We start from the raw sequence: 12064 nt of genomic DNA on the forward strand, positions 1-12064 counted from the left end.
GCCGGCCGCCAGCAGGAGATGACCGACATGGTGGCCACGGCGGTGCACGAGATGGGCCTGACCGTGCAGGAGATCGCCCGCAACGCCGGCAGCGCCGCGCTCAGCTCGCAGAAGGCGCGGGACGAAGCGGTGCAGGCGCGCCAGGTGGTGGGGGACTCCATCCGCCACATCGAGCGCATGTCCGGGGAGATCGGCGAGGCGGCCACGGCGGTCACCGAGCTGGCCGAGCAGGTGGCGTCCATCGACCAGGTGCTGGCGGTGATCCGTGGCATTTCCGAGCAGACCAACCTGCTGGCACTGAACGCCGCCATCGAAGCGGCGCGGGCCGGCGAGATGGGCCGCGGCTTCGCTGTGGTGGCCGACGAGGTGCGCACCCTGGCCAGCCGCACCCAGGCCTCCACCGACGAGATCCAGCAGATGATCCAGCGCCTGAAGAGCGGCGCGGAGACGGCCGTCAGCTCCATGCGCGCCGGGCAATCGGCCACCGGCACCGGCGTCGAGGCCAGCCAGCGCACCGGCCAGTCGCTGTCGGCGATCACTGACCAGGTGGAGGCCATCAGCGACATGAACCACCAGGTGGCGGCGGCCACCGAAGAACAGTCCTCGGTCACCGAGGAGATCAACCGCAACGTGCAGGGCATCGCCGACCTGGCCGGTGCCACCGCCGGCGAGGTGCGCGGCTGCCGCGAGGAGTGCCAGGCACTCAGCCGGCTGGCCGACGACCTGGCCGGGCAGATGGGGCGCTTCCGCCTCTGAGGCCGGGCGGCGGGTGGCGGCCTAGGCGGTCTCCACCCGGTCGCGGCCGTGGCTCTTGGCGCGGTACAGGGCATCGTCCACGCGCTTGAAGAAGGCCTCGGCACTGGCGTCTTGCTGCGGGTCGAAGCAGCCGACGCCCAGGCTCGTGGTCATCGGCAGGGTGTGCCCGTCATAGGTCAGGCCCTCGCGGGCCAGAGCGCTGCGGAAGCTCTCGCCCAGTTGCACGGCCTGCTCCCGCGTGGTGCCGGGCATCAGCACGCCGAACTCCTCGCCACCCAGGCGCAGCAGGGCGTCGCTGTCACGGCGGAACACCTGGCGCATGCGCTCGGCGAACTGCTCCAGGCAGCGGTCGCCGGCGGCGTGGCCGTACTCGTCGTTGATGCGCTTGAAGAAGTCGATGTCCAGCAGCACCAGTGACAGCGGCGAGCCCTCGCGGGCGGCGTGGGCGACCATGGCCGGGAACAGGTTGTTGAACTGGTGGCGGTTGCCCAGCAGGGTCAGCCCGTCGGTGCGGCTGAGGGCATCCAGGCGCTGGCGCTGCTGCAGCAGCTCCATCTCCAGGTTCAGGGTGCCCTGGTACTCGCGGTGGCTGCGGTTGAGGGCCAGCAGCAGGTAGCTGAGGTAGAAGGCCAGGGTCACCAGCTCGGCGGTGAGCCGCTCGGGGGAAAGCAGCATGGCGGCCAGGCCCGGCAGGTACAGCAGCATCAAGGCGAGGATGGCCCAGGCCCGGCGCATGGCGAAGTTGAAGGCCATGGCGGTGCCGAAGGCGACGGTGCTGAGGGTGCCGATGATGCGGGCGTCCCGGTAGTCGGGCGTGAGGATCATGTAAGCGTGGGCCAGGCCCCAGGCCAGGCAGGTGAGCAGGATCAGCCCCCAGTGGGTGTCCAGCCAGCGCTTGAGCTGCGCCTGGCTGGCGGCCGCGCCCGGGCAGTGACGGAGGCGCGCCACCAGCAGGGCGCCGAACAGCAGGGTGCCGCCCAGGCCCAGCAGCAGGTGCTCGCCGGGTGCGGCGCTGAAGGCCCAGGCAATGGTCCAGGCCAGCAGGTAGTAGAGGCCGCCAAGGCGGGTGCGGGTGCGGGTGTCCTGGATCTCGCGCCAGAGCGGGAAGGTCTCCGGCTGGTGGGGCAGCTCTGTGTCAGTCATGCGTTGTGATCACAAATACGGCTGGTGGGCAGAGCTTACCCGGTTCCGCATTGACATCAACTGGCCACTGTCCCGGCCGACCTTTGTCTGACGGCCGGTCAGCCGCGGCGGATCATCCACACGCCGGCAATGATCAGGCCCAGGCCGGCCAGCTTGCCGACGCTGATGGGGGCCTCGCGGTAACCGGCCCAGCCGAAGTGGTCGAGCGCCAGGGCCATGCTCAGTTGCCCGGCAAGCACCAGCACCATGAACAGCAGCGCGCCGATGCGTGGCCCGGCGAAAGCGGCGGTGGCGATGAACACGGCCCCCAGCAGGCCGCCGCTCCAGTGCCACCAGGTGAGGCCCTTGAGCGCGGTGAAACTGGGCAGTTCGCGTTGCGCGGCAGCGACGATGAACAGCGCCACCGTGCCCACCAGGAAGGAGATCAGCGCCGCGCTCATGACGCTGGAGACCTGCCTGGCCAACTGGCCATTGATGCCCGCCTGGAGCGGGAGGAAGGAACCGGCGACGAAGGGCAGGGCAAGCAGCCACCAGGCATTGGGCATGGGGGAATCTCCTGAAACGAAGGGGGCGGCGATTATGCCGCCGCCCCCCGGTCGCTGTCTCAGATCAGGGCCACTGCATCTCGCCCTTGAGCACCTTGGCGCTCAGTTCCAGGTCTTCCACGCCGTGCAGGTCGGGGTAGCGCTTCTTCATCGCGGCCACCAGGGCCTTGGCGTCCTTGGCGCGGGGCAGTTCCTGCTCCAGGGCCTTGAGGTAGTCACGGGTGAACTGCAAGTCGCCCAGGCCCTTGGCCGGTTCGCCCAGGTAGTGGCCGGGGACCACGCGTTGCGGTTGCAGCGCTTCCAGGGCGTCCAGCGCGCCGACCCAGTTGCGGCGGGACTCGACGGTCTGCGAGTCGGCGGTCCACACGTGCATGTTGCCGCTAACCAGCACGCCACCCAGCACGGTGCGCAGGGAGGGCACCCAGAGGCTGGTGTGGCTCGGGTCCGGACCGTCCAGGCCGATCACGCGGATGCGCTCGCCTTCCAGGGTCAGGCTGTCGCCCTGCAGCGGTTGCGGCACCACCAGGTTGCGCGGCGCGCCGTCCTTGAGGATCGGGCCCCAGTGGGCCAGCTTCAGGTCCTTGGTGGCCTGGATGTGGGCGATGGTCTGCGGGGTGGCCAGCACCTTGGCGTCCGGGAAGGCGCGCAGCAGGGTGTCCAGGCCGAAGTAGAAGTCCGGGTCGCCGTGGCTGATGAAGATGGTGGTCAGGCGGCGGCCGCTGGCCTGGATGCGTTTGACCAGGTCATCGGCCTGGTGGCTGGAGAACTGCGCGTCCACCAGCAGGGCGTCCTTCTCGCCCAGCAGCAGGGAGGAGCTGACCGGGAACACGGCCTGCTCGCCGGGGTTGTAGACCTGCAGTTCCAGGGGTTGCTGGGCCAGGGCGCTGCCGGCGGCGGCGCTGAGCAGGGCGCCGGCCAGCAGGCGGCGGATGAGAGCGAACGGGGCCATGGTGGGCTACCTCGGTGAGTGGGTGACGGCGTGCAGGATAGTTGCGTGATAGGCGGCAAAAAACGCCATAATCCGCGCTTCTTTGTTGCACATAGCGAGCATAGACATGGATCGGATCACTGCCATGCGGGTCTTCGTCGAAGTGGTGGAGCGGGGCAGCCAGACCGCCGCTGCCGATGCCCTGGACATGTCGCGGGCGATGATCTCGCGCTACCTCGCCGCGCTGGAGGAGTGGGCCGGCGCACGCCTGCTGCACCGCAGCACCCGGCGCCTGAGCCTGACCGGCACCGGCGAGCAGATGCTGCCGCAGTGCCGGGAGGTCTGCGCCCTGGCCGAATCCATGCAGAGCCTCGGGCGTGACCACCGCGAGGCGCCCAGCGGCCGCCTGCGGGTCACCTGCAGCCAGTCCTTCGCCCAGGCCTGGCTGGTGCACGAGATCGGCCGCTTCCAGCAGCAGTATCCGGCCGTGGGCATCGACCTGCTGGTGAACAGCCAGGCGGTCAACCTGATCGAGGAACGCATCGACCTGGCCCTGCGCATCACCAACCAGCTCGACCCCAACCTCATCGCCCGGCGCCTCGGCACCTGCCGCTCGGTGGTCTGCGCCACCCCGGCCTACGTCGCCCGCCACGGCCTGCCGCGCACCCCCGAGGACCTGGTGCGCCATGACTGCCTGACCTACTCCTACTTCGGCCGCAGCCTGTGGACCTTCTTCCGCGACGGCGAGCCCAGCGCCGTGCCGGTCAGCGGCCGGCTCAGCGCCAACGAATCCATGGTGCTGCTGGAGGCCACGCTGGCGGGGCAGGGCATCAGCCTGCAACCGCGCTACTCGGTGGCCGCCCTGGTGCGCAGCGGCGACCTGGTGCAGCTGCTGCCCGACCACGAACCCCAGGTGCTCGGCATCTACGCCCTCTACGGCAGCCGCCGGCAAATGCCCCACGCCCTGCGCCTGCTCCTCGACCACCTCGCCGAACGCCTGCAGGACGACACCGACTGGGATGCGTGAAGCCTAGCGGCTTCAGGAATCTCGAAGTCCCTCGCCCGGAGCCCGTCACGATGGGCTTCGCACAGCTCAGCCCATCCTACGGACGGAGCGGGACCGTAGGATGCGGTGAGCTCGGCGAACCGCATCGATCCGTCAGGGATGCGAGAGGCCGACCGCTCTCCAGCGGCCCATGAGCGTTGCGTTGGTGGATCGATCCCGCACGCCATCCCGATGGGCTTCGCACAGCTCAGCCCATCCTACGGATGGAGCGGGGCCGTAGGATGCAGTGAGCTCGGCGAACCGCATCGACCCGTCAGGTATGCGAGAGGCCGGCGTCTCCAGCGGCCCATGAGCGTTGCGTTGGTGGATCGATCCCGCAGCCACCCCGATGGGCTTCGCACAGCTCAGCCCATCCTGCGGATGGAGCGGGACCGTAGGATGCGGTGAGCTCGGCGAACCGCATCGATCCGTCAGGTGTGCGAGAGGCCGACGTATCGGCGGCCCATGAGCGTTGCGTTGGTGGATCGATCCCGCACGCCATCCCGATGGGCTTCGCACAGCTCAGCCCATCCTACGGACGGAGCGGGGCCGTAGGATGCGGTGAGCTCGGCGAACCGCATCGATGTTGAAAGTGCTCCCACAGGGTGCAGCCAAACAGCTTTAGGCATCGGTCGTAGGGTGGGCTGGGCGGCGTTCCGCTTCAGCCCACCGGCGTCTATCTGCGCCGCCAGGAATCTCGACGCCCCTCACAACCGCGCCGCCAGCTCGGCGCCTTCGCGGATGGCGCGCTTGGCGTCGAGTTCGCCGGCGCGGCGGGCGCCGCCGATGAGGTGCAGGCGCAGGTGGTCGGAGCCTTGCACCGGGTGCAGGTCGCGCACGGGTTCCTGGCCGGCGCAGATCACCACGTTATCCACAGGCAGCACCTGCTCGCGTCCGTCGTGGCGGATGTGCAGGCCGTCGTTGTCCACGCGCAGGTATTCCACCCCGCCCAGCATCCGCGCGCCCAGGCGTTGCAGGTGGGCGCGGTGGACCCAGCCGCTGGTCTTACCCAGCCCCCGGCCGAGGGGCGCCGGCTTGCGTTGCAGCAGCCACAGCTCCCGCTGCGGCTGCAGGGCGAGCGGCGGAACCAGCCCGCCGGGCGTGGTGCCTTGCAGGTCGATGCCCCACTCGGCACGCCAGCGCGCCGGGTCCGGTGTGTGCGGCTGCAGCAGGAAGGCCGCCAGGTCGAAGCCGATGCCGCCGGCCCCCACCAGCGCCACCCGTTCGCCCACCGGCGCACCCAGCAGCACCTCGGCGTAGCTGAGCACCTTGGGGTGCCCGCCGCCCGGCAGCGCCAGCGCGCGGGGGCGCACCCCGGTAGCCACCACCACCTCGTCGTAATGGCCGCTCAGCTCGCCGGGGCCGATGCGGCGGTTGAGCACCAGCTCCACCCCCAGCTCCGCCAGGCGGGTGCGGAAGTAGCGCAGTGTCTCGTCGAACTCCGCCTTGCCGGGGATGCGCCGGGCCAGGTTGAACTGCCCACCGATCTCGGCCGCCGCCTCGAACAGCGTCACCCGGTGTCCGCGCTCGGCGGCCACGCAGGCGGCGGAAAGCCCCGCCGGCCCGGCACCGACCACGGCGATGCGCTTGGGCTGGCGGGTACGGCGGTAGCGCAGCTCGGTCTCGAAGCCGGCCCGTGGGTTGACCAGGCAACTGGCGCGGCGGTTGGCGAAGGCGTGGTCCAGGCAGGCCTGGTTGCAGGCGATGCAGGTGTTGATCGCCTCGGGCCGGCCCGCCGCGGCCTTGGCGACGAACTGCGGGTCGGCCAGCAGCGGCCGGGCCATGGACACCAGGTCCGCCTGGCCGTCGGCGATCAGCGCCTCGGCCAGCTCCGGGGTGTTGATGCGGTTGCTGGCCACCACCGGCACCCGCAACACGCGCCGCAGCCGTGCGCTGACCTCGGCAAAGGCCCCGCGCGGCACCGAAGTAACGATGGTGGGCACCCGCGACTCGTGCCAGCCGATGCCGGTGTTGAGCAGGTCGATGCCGGCCTCCTGCAGCGCCAGGGCGATCTGCTGCACCTCTTCGGCGGTGTTGCCCCCCTCCACTAGGTCCAGCAGCGACAGGCGGAAGCCGATGGCGAAACCGTCCCCGGCCATGCGGCGGATGCGTCGGACGATCTCCACCGCCAGGCGCATGCGGTTCTCCAGCGAGCCGCCCCAGCGGTCGCGGCGCTGGTTGGTGCGCGGGCAGAGGAACTGGTTCAGCAGGTAGCCCTCGCTGCCCATGATCTCCACCCCGTCGTAGGCCGCCGCCTTGGCCAGCCGCGCGCAGCGCACGAAGGCCCGCAGGGTGCGCTCGATGCCCCGCTCGCTCAGCTCGCGCGGGGCGAACCAGCTGATGGGGGACTTCAGCGGCGAGGCCGAGACCACCAGCGGGTGATAGCCGTAGCGCCCGGCATGCAGGATCTGCAGCAGGATGCGCCCGCCCTCGGTGTGCACCGCCTGGGTCAGACGGCGGTGGGCCGGCACTTCCAGGCCGCGGGTCAGGCTGCTGCCGAAGGGCAGCAGCCAGCCCTCCCGGTTGGGCGCGAAGCCGCCGGTGATGATCAGCCCGACGCCGCCCCGCGCCCGCTCCCGGTAGTAGGCCGCCAGCTTGTCGAAGTCCCGCAGGCGGTCTTCCAGGCCGGTGTGCATGGAGCCCATCACCACGCGGTTGCGCAGGTGCAGCGGGCCGACGTGCAGGGGCGAGAGCAGGTGGGGATAGGCTGTGTTCATGGCGGACCGGCGCGGGGAGAAGGGCCTTCACCATAGGAAGTTGCGCCCGGCGGGATAACGGCCCGGTTGACGTGCCGCTCGGGCATTTCGGTCAAACCATTGCTCTGGATCCATGCGCGGTGCGGTTCGCTTGACTAAGCTTCCGGGGCTGAAGAGTCGCCGAAGAGCGGCTCCCTTGCCTGATGCAGGAGAACCCACGATGGACATGAACCGTCGACAGTTCTTCAAGGTCTGCGGTGTAGGCCTTGGAGGATCGAGCCTGGCGGCGCTGGGGATGGCACCCCCGGTCGCCTTCGCCGACCAGGTGCGCCATTTCAAGCTGGCGCGAACCGTCGAAACCCGTAACACCTGCCCTTACTGCTCGGTCGGCTGCGGCCTGATCATGTACAGCCAGGGCGATGCGTCGAAGAACGTGGCGCAGAACATCATCCACATCGAGGGCGACGCGGACCACCCGGTCAACCGCGGCACCCTCTGCCCGAAAGGCGCCGGCCTGCTGGACTTCGTCCACAGCCCCAACCGCCTGAAGTACCCCGAGGTCCGCGAAGCCGGCTCCAGCGAGTGGAAGCGCATCGAATGGGACGAGGCGCTCGACCGCATCGCCCAGCTGATGAAAGCGGACCGCGACGCCAACTTCGTGGCCAGGAACGACGCCGGACAGACGGTCAACCGCTGGCTCACCACCGGTTTCCTCGCCGCGTCGGCATCCTCCAACGAAGCCGGCTACATCACCCACAAGGTGGTGCGTTCACTGGGCATGCTGGGGTTCGATAACCAAGCACGTGTCTGACATGGCCCGACGGTGGCAGGTCTTGCCCCGACGTTTGGCCGTGGCGCCATGACCAACCACTGGACCGACATCAAGAATGCCGATCTGGTGCTGATCATGGGCGGCAACGCTGCCGAAGCCCACCCCTGTGGCTTCAAATGGGTGACCGAAGCGAAGGCCCACAACAAGGCCCGGCTGATCGTGGTCGACCCGCGTTTCACGCGCTCGGCTTCCGTGGCCGACTACTACGCACCCATCCGTACCGGGACCGACATCGCGTTCCTGGGGGGGCTGATCAACTACCTGATCACCACCAACCAGATCCAGCACGAGTACGTCCGGCACTACACCGATGCGTCGTTCATCGTGAACGAAGGCTTCAGCTTCGAAGACGGCCTGTTCAACGGCTACGACGAGGCCAAGCGCGCCTACCCGGACAAATCCGCCTGGAGCTACGCCAAGGGCGAGGACGGCTACGCCCGCGTCGACCCGACGCTGGAAGACCCGCGCTGCGTGTTCCAGCTGATGAAGAAGCACTACAGCCGCTACACGCCCGAGGTGGTCAGCCGCACCTGCGGCACCCCGCCCGAGCAGTTGCAGAAGGTCTGGAGCCAGATCGCCGAGACCTCCGCGCCCGGCAAGGTCATGACCATCCTGTACGCCCTCGGCTGGACGCAGCACTCGGTGGGCTCGCAGATCATCCGTACCGGCGCCATGGTGCAGCTGCTGCTGGGCAACATCGGCATGCCCGGTGGCGGGATGAACGCCCTGCGCGGCCACTCCAACATCCAGGGCCTGACCGACCTGGGGCTGCTCTCCAACTCCCTGCCGGGCTACCTGACCCTGGCCGGCGACGCCGAGCAGGACTACGCCGCCTACATCGCCAAGCGCGCCGCCAAGCCCGCGCGGCCGGGGCAGCTGTCCTACTGGCAGAACTACGGCAAGTTCCACGTCAGCCTGATGAAGGCCTGGTTCGGCAAGTCCGCCACCGCCGAGAACAACTGGTGCTACGACTGGCTGCCCAAGCTCGACGTGCCGGCCTACGACGTGCTGCGCTACTTCGACCTGATGCACCAGGGCAAGGTCAACGGCTACTTCTGCCAGGGCTTCAACCCCATCGCCTCGTTCCCCAACAAGGGCAAGGTGGTGGAGAGCCTGGCCAAGCTGAAGTACCTGGTGGTGATGGACCCGCTGGCCACCGAGACGTCCGAGTTCTGGCGCAACGCCGGCGAGTACAACGACGTCGACACCGCCAGCATCCAGACCACCGTGTTCCGCCTGCCCACCACCTGCTTCGCCGAAGAGGACGGCTCCCTGGTCAACAGCGGGCGCTGGCTGCAGTGGCACTGGAAGGGCGCCGAGCCGCCGGGCCAATGCCGCACCGACATCGCCATCATGGGCGCACTGTTCCACCGCCTGCGCGCGGCCTACACCCGCGACGGCGGCGCCTTCCCCGACCCCATCCTGGGGCTGGACTGGAACTACCTGCGCCCCGACGAGCCGGCCCCGGACGAGATCGCCCGCGAGTTCAACGGCAAGGCCCTGGCCGACCTCAACGACCCGGCCACGGGCGCACCGCTGCTCAAGGCCGGCGAGCAACTGCCCGGCTTCGCCCTGCTGCGGGACGACGGCAGCACCGCCAGCGGCTGCTGGATCTTCGCCGGCTGCTGGACCGCCGCCGGCAACCAGATGGCCCGCCGCGACAACGCCGACCCCTACGCCATGGGCCAGACCCTCGGCTGGGCCTGGGCCTGGCCGGCCAACCGGCGCATCCTCTACAACCGCGCCTCGGCCGATCCCAACGGGCAACCCTGGGACCCGAAGAAGAAGCGCCTGGTGTGGTGGAACGGCAAGGCCTGGGGCGGCACCGACGTGCCCGACTACAAGCCCGACGTGCCGCCGGAGCAGGGCATGAACCCGTTCATCATGAACCCCGAGGGCGTCGCGCGATTCTTCGCCCTCGACAAGATGAACGAAGGGCCCTTCCCCGAGCACTACGAGCCGTTCGAGACGCCCATCGGCCGCAACCCGTTGCACCCGGAGAACCGCAAGGTCACCAGCAACCCCGCCGCCCGCCTGTTCCCGGGGGACCGCGAGATGCTCGGCACCGCCAACGAGTTCCCCTATGCGGCGACCACCTACCGCCTCACCGAGCACTTCCACTTCTGGACCAAGCACTGCCGGCTGAACGCCATCGCCCAGCCCGAGCAGTTCGTCGAGATCGGCGAAGCGCTGGCGCGGGAGCTGGGCATCGTTGCCGGCGAGCGGGTCAAGGTGTCGTCCCAGCGGGGCTACATCAAGGCGGTGGCCGTGGTCACCAAGCGCATCCGCCCGCTCGAGGTGGACGGCAAGACCGTCCACCAGATCGGCATCCCGCTGCACTGGGGGTTCTCCGGCGTGGCGCGCAACGGCTACCTGACCAACACGCTGACGCCCTTCGTCGGGGATGGAAACACCCAGACGCCGGAGTTCAAGTCGTTCCTGGTCAAGCTGGAAAAGGCATAGGAGCAGCGCCATGGCCTCACAAGACATCATTGCCCGCTCCGCCACCACCACGCCCAGCCCGTCCGTGCGGCAGCTGGGCGAGGTGGCCAAGCTGATCGACGTGTCCAAGTGCATCGGCTGCAAGGCCTGCCAGGTCGCCTGTTCCGAATGGAACGACCTGCGTGACGAGGTCGGTCACAACCACGGGGTGTACGACAACCCCATGGACCTGACGGCCGACTCCTGGACGGTCATGCGCTTCACCGAGCACGAGCCCGAGGAGAACAAGCTGGAGTGGCTGATCCGCAAGGACGGCTGCATGCACTGCGCCGAACCCGGCTGCCTCGCGGCCTGCCCGAGCCCCGGCGCGATCATCCAGTACGCCAACGGCATCGTCGACTTCAACCAGGACAAGTGCATCGGCTGCGGCTACTGCGTCACCGGCTGCCCCTTCAACATCCCGCGCATCTCGCAGAAGGACCACAAGGCGTACAAGTGCACCCTGTGTTCCGACCGCGTGTCCGTCGGGCTGGAACCGGCCTGCGTGAAGACCTGCCCCACCGGGGCCATCGTCTTCGGCACCAAGGAGGCCATGAAGGAGCACGCCGCCGAGCGCATCGTCGACCTCAAGTCGCGCGGCTACGACAACGCCGGGCTGTACGACCCGCAGGGCGTCGGCGGCACCCACGTCATGTACGTGCTGCACCACGCCGACAAGCCCGCGCTCTACGCCGGCCTGCCCGAGGCGCCTGCCATCAGCCCGCTGGTCGGGCTGTGGAAGGGCATCACCAAGCCCCTCGGCCTGCTGGCCATGGGCGCGGTGGCGCTGTTCGGCTTCTTCCACTACGTGCGGGTCGGCCCCAACCGCGTGGAAGAGGACGAAACGCCCCCCAGCGAGCCGGCGGTGCACAAGGTCGACCCCTCGGTCCACGAGTTCGACCCCAGGGCGCCGCGTTGACAGACAACCCCCTCGCCCAGCGGGCGAGGGCCGGTCAGGGGCGCAGGGACGCGCCCCCGGGTTACGGAGTACGACATGAACAAAGACATCCAGCGCTACACCGCCTCCGAGCGCAGCAACCACTGGGCGGTGGCCATCCTGTTCTTCCTCGCCGGGCTGTCCGGCCTGGCCCTGTTCCACCCCTCGCTGTTCTGGCTCACCCACCTGTTCGGCGGCGGCCCCTGGACGCGCATCCTGCACCCCTTCATGGGCGTGGCGATGTTCCTGTTCTTCTGCGTCCTGGCCCTGCGCTTCGCCCACCACAACCGCTGGGAGAAGGGCGACGGCCAATGGCTGCGGCAGATGAAGGACGTCATCAACAACCGTGAGGACCGCCTCCCCGAAGTCGGCCGCTACAACGCCGGGCAGAAGATCCTCTTCTGGGTCCTGCTGGCCTCCATGATCACCCTGCTGCTCACCGGCATCGTCATCTGGCGCCAGTACTTCAGCCACTTCTTCGGCATCGACCTGATCCGCCTCGCCGCGCTGCTGCACGCCTTCGCCGCCTGGGTGCTGATCCTCAGCATCCTCGTGCACATCTACGCCGGCATCTGGGTCAAAGGCTCCATCGGCGCCATGCTCCACGGCTGGGTCAGCCGGGGCTGGGCGCGCAAGCACCATGCCGCCTGGTTCAAATCCATCGAGAAGGGCGACGGCAAGCACTGACCTCGCCCCATCCA

At 69.0% G+C, this 12064-nt stretch carries 9 protein-coding genes; 5 read left to right on the plus strand and 4 right to left on the minus strand.

The annotated features are described in order from the left end of the window. The first annotated feature begins 27 nt into the window (after positions 1–27). Positions 28–756 (plus strand): methyl-accepting chemotaxis protein, encoded by a 729-nt coding sequence (locus SZ55_RS29185; RefSeq protein WP_373874426.1) that lies wholly within the window; start codon positions 28–30, stop codon positions 754–756. Positions 757–777: 21 nt separating this feature from the next. Here the strand turns inward: SZ55_RS29185 and SZ55_RS21210 are convergent, their stop codons facing one another. The 3 genes from SZ55_RS21210 to SZ55_RS21220 all read right to left on the minus strand — a co-directional run bounded on the left by SZ55_RS21210 (position 778) and on the right by SZ55_RS21220 (position 3393). After that, entirely contained in the window at positions 778–1899 is a 1122-nt protein-coding gene (locus SZ55_RS21210; RefSeq protein ID WP_044411207.1) for a GGDEF domain-containing protein, read from the minus strand. 98 nt (positions 1900–1997) lie between these two features. After that, entirely contained in the window at positions 1998–2444 is a 447-nt protein-coding gene (locus SZ55_RS21215) for a DMT family transporter (protein WP_044411209.1), read from the minus strand. A 64-nt stretch (positions 2445–2508) separates the two neighbouring features. Continuing rightward, positions 2509–3393 carry an MBL fold metallo-hydrolase gene (locus SZ55_RS21220; RefSeq protein WP_044411211.1) on the minus strand — a complete coding sequence of 295 codons (885 nt, stop codon included), beginning with the start codon at positions 3391–3393 and terminating at the stop codon, positions 2509–2511. A 106-nt stretch (positions 3394–3499) separates the two neighbouring features. Here SZ55_RS21220 and SZ55_RS21225 point away from each other — a divergent pair, with 106 nt between their 5' ends. Further along, positions 3500–4399 (plus strand): LysR family transcriptional regulator, encoded by a 900-nt coding sequence (locus SZ55_RS21225; RefSeq protein ID WP_044411213.1) that lies wholly within the window; start codon positions 3500–3502, stop codon positions 4397–4399. A 725-nt stretch (positions 4400–5124) separates the two neighbouring features. Here SZ55_RS21225 and SZ55_RS21230 read toward each other — a convergent pair. Then, positions 5125–7134, minus strand: coding sequence for an NADPH-dependent 2,4-dienoyl-CoA reductase (locus tag SZ55_RS21230; RefSeq protein ID WP_044411215.1), 2010 nt, complete (start codon positions 7132–7134; stop codon positions 5125–5127). Positions 7135–7333: 199 nt separating this feature from the next. Between SZ55_RS21230 and fdnG the strand changes: the two genes are divergently transcribed. From fdnG to SZ55_RS21250, 3 genes are all read left to right on the plus strand, one after another. Continuing rightward, entirely contained in the window at positions 7334–10408 is a 3075-nt protein-coding gene (gene fdnG, locus SZ55_RS21240) for a formate dehydrogenase-N subunit alpha (RefSeq protein WP_152644527.1), read from the plus strand. A 10-nt stretch (positions 10409–10418) separates the two neighbouring features. Beyond that, positions 10419–11345, plus strand: coding sequence for a formate dehydrogenase subunit beta (fdxH, locus tag SZ55_RS21245; RefSeq protein ID WP_044411222.1), 927 nt, complete (start codon positions 10419–10421; stop codon positions 11343–11345). Positions 11346–11420: 75 nt separating this feature from the next. Further along, entirely contained in the window at positions 11421–12050 is a 630-nt protein-coding gene (locus tag SZ55_RS21250; protein WP_044411224.1) for a formate dehydrogenase subunit gamma, read from the plus strand. The last annotated feature ends 14 nt before the right edge of the window (positions 12051–12064 follow it).

It is taken from the genome of Pseudomonas sp. FeS53a, assembly GCF_000931385.1.
GTDB classification, from domain to species: domain Bacteria; phylum Pseudomonadota; class Gammaproteobacteria; order Pseudomonadales; family Pseudomonadaceae; genus Metapseudomonas; species Metapseudomonas otitidis.

Excerpts from the sequence above, each read along its gene's own strand:
- SZ55_RS29185 (WP_373874426.1), top strand. The coding sequence starts at position 28 with ATGGTGGCCACGGCGGTGCACGAGATGGGCCTGACCGTGCAGGAGATC.
- SZ55_RS21210 (WP_044411207.1), bottom strand. The coding sequence starts at position 1,899 with ATGACTGACACAGAGCTGCCCCACCAGCCGGAGACCTTCCCGCTCTGG.
- SZ55_RS21215 (WP_044411209.1), bottom strand. The coding sequence starts at position 2,444 with ATGCCCAATGCCTGGTGGCTGCTTGCCCTGCCCTTCGTCGCCGGTTCC.
- SZ55_RS21220 (WP_044411211.1), bottom strand. The coding sequence starts at position 3,393 with ATGGCCCCGTTCGCTCTCATCCGCCGCCTGCTGGCCGGCGCCCTGCTC.
- SZ55_RS21225 (WP_044411213.1), top strand. The coding sequence starts at position 3,500 with ATGGATCGGATCACTGCCATGCGGGTCTTCGTCGAAGTGGTGGAGCGG.
- SZ55_RS21230 (WP_044411215.1), bottom strand. The coding sequence starts at position 7,134 with ATGAACACAGCCTATCCCCACCTGCTCTCGCCCCTGCACGTCGGCCCG.
- fdxH (WP_044411222.1), top strand. The coding sequence starts at position 10,419 with ATGGCCTCACAAGACATCATTGCCCGCTCCGCCACCACCACGCCCAGC.
- SZ55_RS21250 (WP_044411224.1), top strand. The coding sequence starts at position 11,421 with ATGAACAAAGACATCCAGCGCTACACCGCCTCCGAGCGCAGCAACCAC.